Source organism: Enterobacter sp. ECC-219 (genome assembly GCF_043966805.1).
GTDB classification, from domain to species: domain Bacteria; phylum Pseudomonadota; class Gammaproteobacteria; order Enterobacterales; family Enterobacteriaceae; genus Enterobacter; species Enterobacter cloacae_N.
The window spans coordinates 1,434,829-1,450,320 of the sequence record NZ_CP143680.1 but is presented as its reverse complement, the minus strand read 5'-3'; the positions used below and the strand labels follow the sequence as shown (position 1 = coordinate 1,450,320).

General features: G+C 55.3%; 13 protein-coding genes and 1 riboswitch. Of the genes, 9 read left to right on the top strand and 4 right to left on the bottom strand.

Annotated elements, in window-relative coordinates:
- Nucleotides 1-1,725, bottom strand: a complete 1,725-nt coding sequence (gene ilvI / locus V1603_RS06795) for an acetolactate synthase 3 large subunit (protein ID WP_166710107.1) — start codon at nucleotides 1,723-1,725, stop codon at nucleotides 1-3.
- Nucleotides 1,726-2,105: 380 nt separating this feature from the next.
- Nucleotides 2,106-3,068 carry a transcriptional regulator LeuO gene (gene leuO / locus V1603_RS06790; RefSeq protein ID WP_395313678.1) on the bottom strand — a complete coding sequence of 321 codons (963 nt, stop codon included), beginning with the start codon at nucleotides 3,066-3,068 and terminating at the stop codon, nucleotides 2,106-2,108.
- A 590-nt stretch (nucleotides 3,069-3,658) separates the two neighbouring features.
- Between leuO and leuL the strand changes: the two genes are divergently transcribed.
- The 5 genes from leuL to leuD all read left to right on the top strand — a co-directional run bounded on the left by leuL (nucleotide 3,659) and on the right by leuD (nucleotide 8,518).
- Complete coding sequence (gene leuL / locus V1603_RS06785; protein ID WP_071786497.1) at nucleotides 3,659-3,745, top strand: leu operon leader peptide; 87 nt, start codon at nucleotides 3,659-3,661, stop codon at nucleotides 3,743-3,745.
- 91 nt (nucleotides 3,746-3,836) lie between these two features.
- Nucleotides 3,837-5,408, top strand: coding sequence for a 2-isopropylmalate synthase (gene leuA, locus V1603_RS06780; protein ID WP_116342492.1), 1,572 nt, complete (start codon nucleotides 3,837-3,839; stop codon nucleotides 5,406-5,408).
- Complete coding sequence (gene leuB, locus V1603_RS06775; RefSeq protein ID WP_163330310.1) at nucleotides 5,408-6,499, top strand: 3-isopropylmalate dehydrogenase; 1,092 nt, start codon at nucleotides 5,408-5,410, stop codon at nucleotides 6,497-6,499. The genes leuA and leuB overlap by 1 nt, the downstream gene beginning before the upstream one ends.
- A gap of 2 nt (nucleotides 6,500-6,501) precedes the next feature.
- The gene (gene leuC, locus V1603_RS06770) at nucleotides 6,502-7,902 is read left to right on the top strand and encodes a 3-isopropylmalate dehydratase large subunit (protein WP_163330309.1); all 1,401 of its coding nucleotides are present in this window, start codon (nucleotides 6,502-6,504) and stop codon (nucleotides 7,900-7,902) included.
- A gap of 10 nt (nucleotides 7,903-7,912) precedes the next feature.
- Complete coding sequence (gene leuD, locus V1603_RS06765) at nucleotides 7,913-8,518, top strand: 3-isopropylmalate dehydratase small subunit (RefSeq protein ID WP_023345432.1); 606 nt, start codon at nucleotides 7,913-7,915, stop codon at nucleotides 8,516-8,518.
- 86 nt (nucleotides 8,519-8,604) lie between these two features.
- Here the strand turns inward: leuD and V1603_RS06760 are convergent, their stop codons facing one another.
- A complete protein-coding gene (locus tag V1603_RS06760; RefSeq protein ID WP_116342482.1) occupies nucleotides 8,605-9,783 on the bottom strand; it encodes a sugar efflux transporter in 1,179 nt (392 codons plus the stop codon).
- Nucleotides 9,784-9,903: 120 nt separating this feature from the next.
- Nucleotides 9,904-10,056 carry a glucose uptake inhibitor SgrT gene (gene sgrT / locus V1603_RS06755; RefSeq protein WP_116342480.1) on the bottom strand — a complete coding sequence of 51 codons (153 nt, stop codon included), beginning with the start codon at nucleotides 10,054-10,056 and terminating at the stop codon, nucleotides 9,904-9,906.
- A gap of 88 nt (nucleotides 10,057-10,144) precedes the next feature.
- Here sgrT and sgrR point away from each other — a divergent pair, with 88 nt between their 5' ends.
- The 4 genes from sgrR to thiQ all read left to right on the top strand — a co-directional run bounded on the left by sgrR (nucleotide 10,145) and on the right by thiQ (nucleotide 15,223).
- Nucleotides 10,145-11,800 (top strand): HTH-type transcriptional regulator SgrR, encoded by a 1,656-nt coding sequence (gene sgrR, locus V1603_RS06750; RefSeq protein WP_395313677.1) that lies wholly within the window; start codon nucleotides 10,145-10,147, stop codon nucleotides 11,798-11,800.
- A gap of 36 nt (nucleotides 11,801-11,836) precedes the next feature.
- A riboswitch (TPP riboswitch) is annotated at nucleotides 11,837-11,937 on the top strand.
- Nucleotides 11,938-11,968: 31 nt separating this feature from the next.
- Entirely contained in the window at nucleotides 11,969-12,952 is a 984-nt protein-coding gene (gene thiB / locus V1603_RS06745) for a thiamine ABC transporter substrate binding subunit (protein ID WP_192981989.1), read from the top strand.
- Nucleotides 12,928-14,538 carry a thiamine/thiamine pyrophosphate ABC transporter permease ThiP gene (thiP, locus tag V1603_RS06740; RefSeq protein WP_166710100.1) on the top strand — a complete coding sequence of 537 codons (1,611 nt, stop codon included), beginning with the start codon at nucleotides 12,928-12,930 and terminating at the stop codon, nucleotides 14,536-14,538. Before thiB ends, thiP begins: the two co-directional genes overlap by 25 nt.
- Nucleotides 14,522-15,223 carry a thiamine ABC transporter ATP-binding protein ThiQ gene (gene thiQ, locus V1603_RS06735; protein WP_248096201.1) on the top strand — a complete coding sequence of 234 codons (702 nt, stop codon included), beginning with the start codon at nucleotides 14,522-14,524 and terminating at the stop codon, nucleotides 15,221-15,223. The genes thiP and thiQ overlap by 17 nt, the downstream gene beginning before the upstream one ends.
- Nucleotides 15,224-15,492: the final 269 nt, after the last annotated feature.

The window sequence follows — 15,492 nt, the reverse complement described above, 5'->3', positions numbered from 1 at the left end:
TCAGGTTCTCTCCGTTTTACTTAACCACATCTCATCCATTCCGCCGCCGCGAATATGCATCGGATAAACGTGCTCGGTCCCATCAACGATGACATCCATAAAGACAAGGCGGTTGTTTTTAACGTGCTCAAGCGCTTCTGCGAGTTTCGTTTCCAGTTCAGCCGGATCGGTCACCCGCATCCCCACATGACCGTAAGCTTCAGCAAGACGAACAAAATCCGGCAGCGATTCCATGTACGACTGAGAGTGGCGGCCCGAGTAGATCATATCCTGCCACTGCTTCACCATGCCGAGATAGCCGTTGTTGAGGTTGAGCACCAGCACCGGCAGCTCATATTGCAGCGCGGTGGAGAGCTCCTGAATGTTCATCTGGATACTGCCGTCACCGGTCACGCAGACAACAGTTTCATTTGGCAGCGCCAGCTTAACGCCCAGCGCGGCAGGCAGGCCAAAGCCCATCGTGCCTAAACCACCCGAGTTGATCCAGTGACGAGGTTTATCAAACGGATAATAGAGGGCGGCAAACATTTGATGCTGGCCCACGTCAGAGGTTACATATGCATCGCCTTTCGTCAGTCGCCAGACCGCTTCGATGACCGCCTGCGGCTTAATATGCTCGCTTTGGGTGTCATATTTCAGACACTGCCGCGCGCGCCACTGCTCAATTTGCTGCCACCAGTCGCGGATCTCATCCAGCGGCTGAGCTGTGTTCTCCAGGGCCAGCAGATCCAGCATTTGTTCAAGGACCTGACGAGCGTCACCGACGATAGGTACATCAGCCGACACTGTTTTTGAAATTGAGGTTGGATCAATATCAATGTGCAGCACGGTGGCATTCGGGCAGTACTTCGCCAGGTTGTTGGTAGTACGATCGTCAAAACGCACGCCGACGGCAAAGATCACGTCAGAATGATGCATTGTCATGTTGGCTTCATAGGTACCGTGCATCCCTAACATGCCGAGCGCCTGACGGTGGGTGGCGGGAAACGCTCCGAGCCCCATCAGCGATGACGCAACAGGAAGATTGAGCTTTTCAACCAGTTCACGAAGCTGTGCCTCACACGCTGAATTGACAGCCCCGCCACCGACATAGACCACCGGTTTTTTAGCAGCCAGCAGCGTTTGCAGCGCGCGTTTGATCTGACCTTTGTGGCCCTGCGTTGTTGGGTTGTAAGAGCGCATGCTCACCGATTCCGGCCAGACATAAGGCAGCTTGTTTGCCGGGTTCAGGATATCTTTAGGGAGATCGACCACCACCGGCCCCGGGCGCCCGCTTGCCGCCAGCCAGAACGCCTTCTTCAGCACGCCAGGAATGTCTTCGGTTTGCTTGACCAGGAAGCTGTGCTTCACAACGGGACGCGAAATCCCGACCATGTCGCACTCCTGAAACGCGTCATAGCCAATCAGTGATGTCGCGACCTGTCCGGAAAGGATCACCAGCGGAATAGAGTCCATGTACGCAGTCGCAATGCCGGTAATGGCGTTTGTCGCACCGGGCCCCGACGTGACCAGGACCACGCCTACTTCACCCGTCGCACGCGCCAGGCCATCGGCCATGTGCACCGCCGCCTGCTCATGGCGTACCAGCACATGGTCAATGCCCCCTACCGTATGCAGCGCATCATAAATATCAAGAACCGCACCGCCAGGATAGCCGAACACTTGCTTTACGCCCTGATCGATCAGCGACCGGACGACCATTTCCGCGCCAGACAACATCTCCATGCTTTGCCTCCAGGCATTTTGTTATAGACGGACCGCCGAATTCATTTCCGCACCGTCTTGCGATCGGGATGAACCCGTCTTCTATTTTGCAGAGTGATACTTACCTTAACCGCTCGTTATGAGGCAGGCAATTCGCAAACCAGGAGAGAGAAGAGGCAGTGAAAGCAGAAAAAACAGACATTGTCAGAGGATATGGTTAATTCATCTGAAATTAGAGGACGAGATGATAAATCATCGCTGAAAAGCGCGGCGATCCAGAAAATCATCTATTTTTACAGGCCTGGCAGCCGCCAGACAAAATACACAACAGAACAAAATATCAATAAATGAAATAAAACCAGGATAAATCACATGCAGAGATGCAATTTATCCTGACTCGATTATCGACGGCAGATGCTAATAAGTAGCTCTTCCATCCACTGATGTCCTTTATCCCGTCCAGCGGCTTCATGCCAGGAGAGATAGCAGGTACGGCTATTTAGCTTGAGCGGCAGGGGCAGAATTTGCAGATTTAATGCGCCAGAGAACTCTTCTGCCAGCCAGCGTGGCGCAATTGCCACCAACTGCGTCTGGGAAACGACGTTTAATACGCTGACCATGGCCATTCCCTGATAAGCCACGCTCGCCTGTTTCTCCGCAGTGTCGTACCACGGCAGGCTAAAGGAGGCATATCTGTCGAGCGCGACAACGGCATGCTGTTCGCTATAAACGTCACTTTCACGTAGCGGAGCATTCAGTCGTGGATGTTTTTTGCTGGCAACCAGCACCATTTCATCTTTAAACAGCGGTACGCAGGAAAATTCAGGTCGGCGGAATTCTTCATAACCCAGGACGAATTCGGTTTCCTGGTAACGTAACTGGTGTTCAGTGTTTTGATTTAAGGACGATTTAAAGACAAGATTAATATTAGGTGCGATCTCTTCAACTTTATTATAAATAATTGATGTCAGATAATTATCTAATGGGCTGCAGACGCAGAGATGGAATACTCTCTCACTGCTTAAGGGTTCAAAGCCCGAGCCTGGCAGCTCATTTTGCACCAGCTGCAGCGCCTGGCGGATGGAGCCGAAAAGCTGGAAAGCCCGCGCTGTCGGCTGGATCCCTCTGCCATAACGAACGAATAATTCGTCGTTGAACATCACTTTAAGCCTGGCAACCGCGTTGCTTACCGCAGGTTGTGACATTCCCAACGATTGTGCCGCCCGGGTGATATTCTGCTCCTGCATGACGGCATCAAACACCGTCAATAGATTAAGATCCACCGTGCGCAACTGCGGTTTAATCCCATCAGTAACTTGTGGTTGTTTAATATTATTTTCTGGCACTTCTGACTCCACTGTCACGCTACACTCCCTTCGCCAACGCACTGTAATAATTTCAGAAAATATGATTTACCATGCAAATACGACCAGCGAAAGAAAATTGTTTAAAAATCGGAATATATAAAGATCACGTAATAACGTTAAAATAAAAATAGACGCAAAAGATATGTTTAACTTTAGTGCTGGAATGAAACCATAAACCGAATCAATATACAACAACCATCCAGTTAAGGATGACTTAAGTATAATTAAACTGTTATCGCTGTTGCTCAGTACTAAGTTAATAATCTGTTATCACCTTTCATTTCAGTGAAGTCAAAACACACTTACCAGAATGATAAATAAGTGATATTAAAGAATTTTTAAAAGGACACCTACATAACAAAACGATCGCCTGAAAAATACCTATTAATTTTATTTGTTTCTGCAAATGTTTTTTAAGTCCAAATTTAGACAATTTGTAAAGCCAGACAAGAAAAATCCAGCACAATAAGCTAAAGCACACATCCTCCCTGCTCGACCTTCCGGGGCCGTTTTTACCATCAGGGGTTGACATGCACAGTCGTATCCAGTACCACTAAAAGCATATTGAATTTAACGGAGCACGATTCATGACACGCACCATTCGTTTCACCGGTCTACTACTACTAAACGCATCCACTGTGCGCGGTAGACTGGCGGGCGAAATTCAGCGTTGAATCGTCACCAGTAAGACTAAAAACCCGCGCCACTGCGCGGGTTTTTTTATGCTCGTAGCAAGGCGCCCTAAGACTGACAAGGACCTAACCCATGAGCCAGCAAGTCATTATTTTCGATACAACTTTACGTGACGGTGAACAGGCATTACAGGCAAGCCTGAGTGTAAAAGAGAAACTGCAGATTGCGCTGGCTCTCGAACGTATGGGCGTCGACGTGATGGAGGTCGGCTTCCCGGTCTCGTCTCCGGGTGATTTCGAATCCGTCCAGACTATCGCCCGCACCATTAAAAACAGCCGCGTGTGCGGTCTGGCGCGCTGCGTAGAGAAAGACATCGACGTTGCTGCTGAGTCGCTGAAAGTGGCCGAAGCCTTCCGTATTCACACCTTTATTGCCACCTCCCCCATGCATATCGCAACCAAGTTGCGCAGCACGCTGGATGAGGTCATTGAACGCGCGGTATATATGGTTAAGCGCGCACGCAACTACACCGATGACGTTGAATTCTCCTGTGAAGATGCGGGCCGTACGCCAATCGAAGACCTGGCGCGCGTAGTGGAAGCCGCCATCAACGCGGGCGCGAAAACCATCAACATCCCGGACACCGTCGGCTACACCATGCCGTTTGAGTTCTCCAACATCATCACCGGCCTGTATGAGCGCGTACCGAATATTGATAAAGCGATCATCTCAGTGCATACCCATGATGATTTGGGCCTGGCCGTAGGCAATGCCATCGCCGCGGTGCACGCCGGCGCGCGTCAGGTAGAAGGCGCGATGAACGGTATCGGCGAGCGCGCGGGCAACTGTTCGCTGGAAGAAGTGATTATGGCAATCAAGGTGCGCAAAGACATCATGGACGTGCACACCCGCATCAATCACAACGAAATCTGGCGCACCAGCCAGACCGTCAGCCAGATTTGCAACATGCCGATTCCGGCCAACAAGGCGATTGTCGGCACCGGCGCCTTCGCACACTCCTCCGGCATTCACCAGGACGGCGTGCTGAAGAACCGTGAAAACTACGAAATCATGACCCCGGAATCTATCGGCCTGAACCAGGTGCAGTTGAACCTGACCTCCCGTTCCGGCCGTGCGGCGGTGAAACACCGTATGGAAGAGATGGGCTATCAGGACAGCGATTACAACATGGATCAGCTGTACGACGCGTTCCTGAAGCTGGCCGACAAGAAAGGCCAGGTGTTCGATTACGACCTGGAAGCGCTGGCCTTCATCAACAAGCAGCAGGAAGAGCCAGAGCACTTCCGTCTGGATTACTTCAACGTGCAGTCCGGCTCCAGCGACATCGCCACCGCCTCGGTCAAACTGGCCTGCGGTGATGAAATTAAAGCGGAAGCGGCAAACGGCAACGGCCCTGTCGACGCTATCTATCAGGCGATCAACCGCGTCACCGAGTACGACGTTGAGTTAGTGAAGTATGACCTGACGGCGAAAGGACATGGTAAAGATGCGCTGGGTCAGGTGGATATCGTCGTCAACTACAATGGCCGCCGTTTCCACGGTGTGGGCCTGGCGACGGATATTGTCGAATCCTCCGCGAAAGCGATGGTGCATGTCCTGAACAACATCTGGCGCGCCGCTGAAGTCGAAAAAGAGTTGCAACGCAAAGCTCAGAATAAAGAGAACAACAAGGAAACCGTGTAATGTCGAAGAATTACCATATTGCTGTGTTGCCGGGTGATGGTATTGGCCCGGAAGTAATGGCACAGGCGCTGAAAGTACTGGAAGCCGTTCGCACGCGTTTTGCGATGAAAATTACCACCAGCCACTACGACGTGGGCGGTATTGCGATTGATAATCACGGAACGCCATTGCCGAAAGCCACCGTTGAAGGCTGCGAAAATGCCGATGCCGTGCTGTTTGGCTCCGTCGGTGGCCCAAAATGGGAACATCTCCCGCCGGCAGAGCAACCAGAGCGCGGCGCGCTGCTGCCGCTGCGTAAACATTTTAAGCTGTTCAGCAACCTGCGTCCGGCGAAGCTGTATCAGGGGCTGGAAGAGTTCTGCCCGCTGCGCGCGGACATCGCGGCCAACGGATTCGACATTCTCTGCGTGCGCGAGCTGACGGGTGGGATCTACTTTGGTCAGCCAAAAGGTCGCGAAGGCAGCGGCCAGCATGAGAAAGCGTTTGATACCGAGGTGTATCACCGTTTCGAAATTGAACGTATCGCCCATATCGCGTTTGAGTCAGCACGTAAGCGCCGCCATAAGGTGACCTCCATTGATAAAGCGAACGTGCTGCAGTCGTCCATTTTGTGGCGCGAGATCGTCAGTGAAGTCGCTAAGCAGTACCCGGACGTTGAGCTGTCGCACATGTACATCGACAACGCAACGATGCAGCTGATTAAGGATCCGTCCCAGTTTGACGTGCTGCTCTGCTCCAACCTGTTCGGCGATATCTTGTCTGACGAGTGCGCGATGATCACCGGTTCTATGGGCATGCTGCCATCCGCCAGTCTGAATGAAGAAGGCTTTGGACTGTACGAACCGGCGGGCGGCTCCGCACCGGATATCGCCGGCAAAAACATTGCTAATCCGATTGCGCAGATCCTCTCCCTGGCCCTGCTGCTGCGCTATAGCCTCGATGCAGGCGACGCAGCAACCGCAATTGAAAACGCCATTAACCGGGCGTTAGAAGAAGGCGTCCGTACCGGTGACTTAGCGCGCGGCACGGCAGCAGTCAGTACCGATGAAATGGGCGACATTATTGCCCGCTATGTCGCTGAAGGGGTGTAATCATGGCTAAGACGTTATATGAAAAGTTGTTTGATGCGCACGTTGTTTACGAGGCACCAAACGAAACCCCGCTGCTGTACATTGACCGTCATCTGGTACACGAAGTGACCTCTCCGCAGGCATTTGACGGCCTGCGCGCGCACAAGCGCCCGGTACGTCAGCCGGGTAAAACCTTCGCGACTATGGATCACAACGTCTCCACCCAGACCAAAGACATTAATGCCTCGGGTGAGATGGCGCGTATCCAGATGCAGGAGCTGATCAAGAACTGCAACGAGTTTGGCGTTGAGCTGTATGACCTGAACCATCCGTATCAGGGCATCGTCCACGTGATGGGGCCTGAGCAGGGTATTACCCTGCCGGGCATGACCATCGTCTGCGGAGACTCCCATACCGCAACCCACGGCGCGTTTGGCGCGCTGGCCTTCGGGATCGGCACGTCTGAAGTGGAACACGTTCTGGCGACCCAGACCCTGAAGCAGGGCCGCGCCAAAACCATGAAAATTGAAGTAAAGGGTAAAGCCGCTCCGGGCATTACCGCGAAGGACATCGTGCTGGCCATCATCGGTAAAACCGGCAGCGCGGGCGGTACCGGCCACGTTGTGGAATTTTGCGGCGACGCGATTCAGGCGCTGAGCATGGAAGGTCGTATGACCCTATGCAACATGGCTATTGAGATGGGCGCAAAAGCTGGCCTGGTCGCGCCGGACGAAACCACCTTCAACTATGTGAAAGGCCGTCTGCATGCGCCGAAGGGTCAGGATTTTGACGACGCGGTGGCGTACTGGAAAACCCTGAAAACCGACGACGGCGCGACCTTCGATACCGTTGTCACGCTGCAGGCGGAAGAGATCGCCCCTCAGGTGACCTGGGGCACCAATCCGGGCCAGGTGATTTCCGTCAACGACAGCATCCCGGACCCGGCGTCCTTCGCCGATCCGGTCGAGCGCGCCAGTGCGGAAAAAGCGCTGGCCTATATGGGACTGAAGCCAGGCGTACCGTTGACCGATGTCGCCATTGATAAAGTCTTTATCGGTTCCTGCACCAACTCACGTATCGAGGATTTACGCGCGGCGGCAGAGATTGCCAAAGGCCGTAAAGTGGCGCCGGGCGTGCAGGCGCTGGTGGTTCCAGGCTCCGGTCCGGTGAAAGCCCAGGCGGAAGCGGAAGGTCTGGATAAGATCTTCATCGAAGCAGGCTTCGAGTGGCGCCTGCCGGGCTGCTCAATGTGTCTGGCGATGAACAACGACCGCCTGAATCCGGGCGAGCGCTGCGCCTCTACCAGCAACCGTAACTTTGAAGGCCGTCAGGGCCGCGGTGGACGCACCCATCTGGTCAGCCCGGCAATGGCCGCCGCCGCGGCAGTTACCGGCCATTTCGCCGATATTCGCAGCCTGAAATAAGGAGACAATCATGGCAGAAAAATTTACCCAACATACGGGCCGTGTTGTCCCGCTGGACGCCGCTAACGTCGATACGGACGCGATCATTCCTAAGCAGTTTTTGCAGAAAGTGACCCGCACCGGTTTTGGCGCACACCTGTTTAACGACTGGCGTTTTCTGGACGACAAAGGCGAAGTGCCGAACCCGGAATTCGTCCTGAACTTCCCGGAATACAAAGGTGCCTCCATTCTGCTGGCGCGGGAAAACTTCGGCTGCGGCTCATCGCGTGAGCATGCGCCATGGGCGTTGACCGACTACGGCTTTAAGGTAGTTATCGCCCCGAGCTTCGCGGATATCTTTTACGGCAACAGCTTCAACAATCAGCTGCTGCCGGTGACGCTGAGCGACGAGCAGGTCGATGAATTGTTCGCGCTGGTTAAGGCGAACCCGGGCATGGCGTTTGAGGTGGATCTGGAAGGGGAAGTGGTGAAAGCCGGGGATAAGACCTACAGCTTCAGCATCGATGCCTTCCGTCGCCACTGCATGCTGAACGGTCTGGACAGCATTGGCCTGACGCTCCAGCACGAGGACGCCATCTCCGCGTACGAGAAAAAACAGCCTGCGTTTATGGGCTAAAAGCAGTGGCCCGCTGCACGCGGGCCATTGCTTCCCTCCGATACCTGTCAGACAATCGTTTCATTTCGTGAAGCCACCTCCCGGAATCAAACATCCTTGACCCGGCAGGTCAGCCCAAGCGTAACCACCGAAATCGCCGCAATCACCCAGTAAACCGAGGCATGGCCATAGCTTTGCGCCAGCGCCCCCTGAATCACCCCCGCCAGAATAACGCCCGTCGAAATGCTGTTGGTAAAAAGCGTGGTCGCAGAGCCTGCGCGTCCGGGCATAAGATCCTGGAACCAGAGCATGCCGATCCCGGCAACGATGCCAATAAACACAGCGTTAAACAGCTGCAGCGCAAGCAGCGCTTCACGCGAATGGAAAAGGATCAGTCCCGCGTAAAACAGCACCCCGGCCGCCACGGCGACGATCATCATCCGACGCTTTCCGAAGCGCTTCACGTAATACCCCGCCAGAATCATCGCTGGAATTTCCAGCCCGGCAGCTGTGCCCATTAAGATCCCGGCAAGCTTGTCCGGCAGGCCCAGATCGCTGCTGATCCACAGCGGCATATCAATGATGTACATGGTGTTGCAGGTCCACATCAGCGTGGAGGCAATAAACAGCATGCGGACGTTTTTATCCTGCCAGCCGCTCACCTGCGTGATGGGCTTATCCGTCGTCTGCTCAATCCGAGCGACGGACGGCAGCGCAAAGGCAATCAGCGCCAGGCTAATAATAAAAATGCCTGCCGCGATAGAAAACATGACCGTGAAGCCATAGTTCAGCGCCAGCATGAAGGCCAGCGGCGGGCCGATGACCCATGCAAGAGAGAGCTGCGCACGCATCACCGAGCTGAACATCACCACCTCCCGCGCCGAGCTGTCGGCGTATTCACGGGCCAGCGCGAACAGCTGCGGCATGGCGGTATTGGCAAGAGAGGCCAGCAGCACGCCGCAGGTAATGAGCGTCAGGTAGTGCCGGTTAAAGGCAAAAAGCAGCGCGTTGCCCACGGCCATCGCGCAGCAAAAGAGGATCAGCCTGCGGCGATCGCCCTGGCTGTCCGATCGTTTCGCCAGTCCCAGGCTAACGAGGATCCCGGCAATGGCGTTAACGGTATAAAACAGGCCAACCCAAAACGGCTGTGCGCCCACCTCGCGGCTGAGGAACAGGCTCAGCGTCGGCGCCTGTAGGGCCCCCGCCACGCCCATCATAAAGGCCACCAGCATAAAAGCGGCATATACGCCATTCAGGCGGCGCCCCATCGTCATCAACCACAGCATGCGCAAGTCCTTGTGAAAGCGAATCGAAATTGGGTGAAAGAATAAACGAAAAAAGCCAGCAAAAACATTTTGCTGGCGGGTGATAAACACCAATACTCAGTCACACATGATCGAGGCGAGTTAGCGGGAAGAGGTCGGTTTCGTAACGTCCCACTGCATCAGTTCTTCCAATATTTTCAGCCGTTGCTCTGCACACTGGCGGGCCAGCCAGGACGATCCTTTTGTCGCTGAAAAGTACTGCTGATAAAACTGACGTGCGGTAGACCTCTTCATAATTTACCTCCTCACTTCATCGGAAAGCATTATTGGCCTAATATAGGGATTAATAAATTGCTGATTTTTTGTCAGGAGTTCCTCTTTTATGCCATCCGGTCGACTGCAACAACAATTTATCCGCCTGTGGCAGTGCTGCGAGGGTCAATCGCAGGAGACCACGCTTAACGAGCTGGCAGAACTTCTCAACTGCTCTCGCCGCCATATGCGCACGTTGCTCAACACCATGCAGCAGCAGGGCTGGCTAAGCTGGGAGGCCGAGGCCGGACGCGGCAAGCGCTCTCGCTTAACCTTCCTCTATACTGGTCTGGCGCTGCAGCAACAGCGGGCGGAGGATCTGCTGGAGCAGGATCGCATCGATCAGCTGGTCCAGCTGGTGGGCGACAAGGCCGCCGTGCGCCAGATGCTGGTCTCGCATCTGGGGCGCAGCTTTCGTCAGGGCCGCCACATTATGCGGGTGCTCTACTATCGGCCAATGAAAAACCTGTTGCCCGGCACGGCGTTACGTCGTTCTGAAACCCATATGGCCCGGCAGATATTCAGCGGCCTGACGAAAATAAATGAGGAAAACGGGGAACTGGAAGCGGACATCGCGCACCACTGGCAGCAGCTTTCCCCCCTGCACTGGCGTTTCTTTTTACGCCCGGGCATTCACTTCCACCACGGACGCGAGCTGGAGATGAGTGACGTCATCACCTCCCTGGAACGCGCCCGCACGCTTCCGCTCTATTCACACGTCTCGCGGATCCACTCCCCCACGGCCTGGACGCTGGACATTGAATTGTCGCAGCCGGACATATGGCTGCCGTGGCTGCTGGGCTACGTGCCCTCAATGATCCTGCCCGGCGAATGGCGATCGCTGAACAATTTTGCCAGCCTGCCGATTGGCACGGGCCCCTACTCCGTGACGCGCAATACCAACAACCAGCTCAAAATCCGCGCCTTTGATGACTATTTTGGCTATCGGGCGCTGATCGACGAAGTGAACGTCTGGGTATTACCGGATCTCAACGAAGAGCTGAGCGCAGGCCTGACGCTGGAAGGCCCCACAACAAGCGAAAAGGCGTTCGAAAGTCGCCTGGAGGAGGGCTGTTACTACCTGCTCTTTGACAGCCGCAGCCACCGCGGAGCAAACCACGACGTCCGCACGTGGATCAGCCATGTTCTGGCCCCGGCTAACCTGATTTATCACGCAGAGGAGCAATACCAGACCTGGTGGTTCCCGGCATATGGCCTGCTTCCGCGCTGGCACCATGCTCAGCCGGTGCGCAGTGGAAAACCTGCCGGGCTGGAGACCATCACCCTCAGCTACTATCGCGATCACATTGAGCACCGTTTTATCGCGAAGATTATGAGCAAGCTGCTGGCGGCCGAAGGCGTGACGCTGGCGATACAGGAAGTCGATTATGATGAATGGCACCGCGGGGATGTCGTCAGCGATATCTGGCTCAATAGCGCCAACTTCACGCTGCCGCTTGATTTCTCGCTCTTTTCTCACCTGTATGAAGTGCCCCTCATTCAGCACTGTATCAACCGGGACTGGCAGCAGGACGCCGCGAAGTGGCGGGCAGGCGAAATGGATCTGGCCGCATGGTGCCAAGAGCTGCTGGCCGGGCAGACGATCGTACCGTTGATCCACCACTGGCTGCTGATCCAGGGACAGCGCAGCATGCGCGGCCTGCGGATGAACACCCTGGGCTGGTTTGATTTTAAATCCGCCTGGTTTGCGCCGCCGGAACCATAACGCTTTCGAAATATTCACCAAATCATTACAATAGCGCCGTTCTCAACGGGGTGCTGCATCACAGATGTGCGCTGAGATAATACCCGTCGAACCTGATCCGGATAACGCCGGCGAAGGGATTTGAGGCTGTCGCTCAAAATCCTTTGCCACTCAACTCTGAGGTGCAAAGTGTTAAAAAAAGTTTTCCCCCTGCTGGCGCTGTTTGCGCTGCCTGCTTTCGCGAAACCCGTCCTGACGGTCTACACCTACGATTCCTTCTCCGCCGACTGGGGCCCTGGCCCGGTGGTAAAAAAAGCCTTTGAAGCCGACTGCAACTGCGAGCTGAAGTTCGTGGCGCTGGAAGATGGCGTGTCGCTGCTCAACCGTCTGCGCATGGAAGGGAAAAACAGCAAGGCCGACGTGGTGCTCGGGCTGGATAACAACCTGCTGGAAGCCGCGACGCAAACCAGACTGTTTGCCAAAAGCGGCGTGGCGGCAGATGCCGTCAACGTGCCGGGCGGCTGGAAAAACGACACCTTTGTGCCGTTCGATTACGGCTATTTTGCTTTTGTTTACGACAAAAATAAGCTGAAAAACCCACCGAAAAGCCTGAAAGAGCTGGTGGAAAGTGACCAGAAGTGGCGCGTGATCTATGAAGATCCGCGTACCAGCACGCCGGGTCTGGGCCTGCTGCTGTGGATGCAGAAAGTCTATGGAGATAAAGCGCCGGAAGCGTGGCAGAAACTGGCCGCAAAAACCGTCACCGTGACCAAGGGCTGGAGCGAAGCCTACGGCCTGTTCCTGAAAGGCGAAAGCGATCTGGTGCTGAGCTACACCACCTCTCCGGCCTACCACATCATCGCAGAGAAGAAAGACAACTACGCCGCCGCGAATTTTGCTGAAGGGCACTATCTGCAGGTGGAAGTGGCAGCGCGTACCGCCGCCAGCAAACAGCCGGAGCTGGCCGAGAAGTTCCTGAAGTTCATGGTTTCACCGGCGTTCCAGAATGCGATTCCCGCAGGCAACTGGATGTATCCGGTCACCAGCGTTACCCTGCCCGCAGGTTTCGAGCAGTTGACCAAACCAACAACCTCGCTGGAATTTACGCCGCAGCAGGTCGCCGCGCAGCGTGCAGCATGGGTAAGTGAATGGCAACGCGCCGTCAGCCGTTAATTCCCGGCTGGTTAATCCCCGGCCTGCTCGCCGCCATGCTGATGGTGGTGGTCAGCCTGGGGGCATTCCTTGCGTTGTGGTTTAATGCGCCAGAGAGCGATCTGCTCGCGCTCTGGCACGACAGCTATCTCTGGCACGTTATCCGGTTCTCTTTCTGGCAGGCGTTTCTTTCTGCGCTGCTGTCAGCGATCCCGGCCATTTTCCTCGCGCGAGCGCTGTACCGCCGGCGTTTTCCTGGCAGGCAGGCTCTGCTGCGCCTGTGCGCCATGACGCTGATCCTGCCAGTTCTGGTGGCCGTTTTTGGCATTCTGAGCGTCTACGGTCGTCAGGGCTGGCTGGCTTCGCTCTTTGCATCTTTGGGGCTGGAGTGGACCTTTTCCCCTTACGGGCTGAAGGGCATCCTGCTGGCGCACATTTTCTTCAATATGCCGATGGCGACGCGCCTCTTTTTACAGGCGCTGGAAAACATTCCCGGCGAACAGCGCCAGATTGCGGCTCAGCTCGGCATGCGCGGCTGGTCGTTCTTCCGCTTTGTCGAATGGCCGTGGCTGCGACGTCAGATTGCCCCGGTGGCCGCGCTAATCTTTATGCTCTGCTTCGCCAGCTTTGCCACCGTGCTTTCGCTCGGCGGCGGGCCGCAGGCCACCACCATCGAGCTGGCGATTTATCAGGCCTTAAGTTACGACTACGATCCGGGCCGCGCCGCGCTGCTGGCGATGGTGCAGATGGCGTGCTGTCTGGTGCTGGTGCTGCTGAGCCAGCGACTGAGTAAAGCCATTCCCGCTGGCAGTAATCAAATAACCGGCTGGCGCGACCCGCAGGACAGCCTGCACAGCCGCGTCGCCGATTTTATCCTGATTACGCTGGCGCTCATGCTGCTGCTGCCGCCGCTGCTGGCCGTTATCGTTGACGGACTGAACCTCAATCTCACGTCCGTCCTGCAGCAGCCCGTCCTCTGGGAAGCGACGTGGACCTCGCTGCGCATCGCGCTGGCAGCCGGGCTGGTCTGTGTACTTCTGACCATGATGCTGCTCTGGAGCAGCCGCGAGCTCTACGCGCGTCATGCTCGTAAAACCGGACAGGCGCTGGAGCTGACGGGCATGCTGATTCTGGCGATGCCGGGCATCGTGCTGGCGACGGGCTTCTTTTTACTGTTCAATAGCACCATCGGCCTGCCGGAAAGCGCCGACGGCATCGTCATTTTTACCAACGCCTTAATGGCCATCCCTTACGCGCTTAAGGTGCTGGAAAACCCGATGCGCGACGTCAACAGCCGTTACGGTTTACTGTGCCAGTCGCTGGGCATGCAGGGCTGGCAGCGACTGAAGGTGGTCGAACTCCGCGCGCTAAAACGGCCGCTCGCCCAGGCGCTGGCGTTTGCTTGCGTGCTGTCGATTGGCGATTTTGGCGTGGTAGCCCTCTTTGGCAACGAAGATTTCCGCACGCTGCCGTTCTGGCTCTATCAGCAAATCGGCTCTTATCGCAGTCAGGACGGCGCGGTCACCGCGCTGTTACTGCTGCTGCTGTGCTTTGCCTTATTTACCGTTATCGAAAAACTTCCGGGGCGCGATGTTAACACTGACTGATGTAACCTGGCTTTACCAGCATCTGCCGATGCGCTTCACGCTCTCCGTGCGCCAGGGGGAGATGATCGCCGTACTTGGCCCAAGCGGCGCGGGAAAAAGCACGCTGCTTAATTTGATTGCGGGTTTTCTTCAGCCGGCAAGCGGCGCGATCGTCATTGAAAATCACGATCATACCCACACGCCGCCCGCAAAACGTCCGGTCTCAATGCTGTTCCAGGAAAACAACCTGTTTACCCATCTGACGGTGCGGCAAAACATCGCTCTGGGAATGCATCCGGGGCTCAGGCTGAACGACGCCCAGCGCCAGAAGCTGGAGATCATTGCCGCACAGATGGGGATCACCGGGTTCATCGACAGGCTGCCGGGCGAGCTTTCCGGCGGCCAGCGTCAGCGCGTGGCGCTGGCGCGTTGTCTGGTGCGAGAGCAGCCAATACTGCTGCTGGATGAGCCCTTCTCGGCGCTCGATCCCGCTCTGCGCCAGGAGATGCTGGCGCTGGTGCAGGACGTCTGTCAGCGCCAGCAACTGACGATGCTGATGGTGTCGCACAGTATTGAGGATGCCGCACGGATTGCGCCGCGATCGGTGGTGATTGCCGAAGGGAGAATTGCGTGGGATGGGAAGACAGAAGAATTGCTGAAGGGGAAAGCTACCGCGTCTTCACTGCTGGGCATCAGGGCAGTCTGATGCCCTCCCCTTCACTCAGAGGACGAATAAATCCTCCGCCATTTTTTCAAAAGTGATGAAAGCCCCTACTGCAAGTCCATAGCCGAATGTCGCTCTGAATGAAAAGTCAGAGCGCATATAACCCTGTTTGGCGACCGACGATCCTGAAAAATAATAAATCGAACTTTTTTATTATTATTTTAAATCACATTTTATTTATGAATTAATATCTTTTATATATACGAAAAATAAATACATCAGGCAAAAATAAATACATCAACATGATTTTT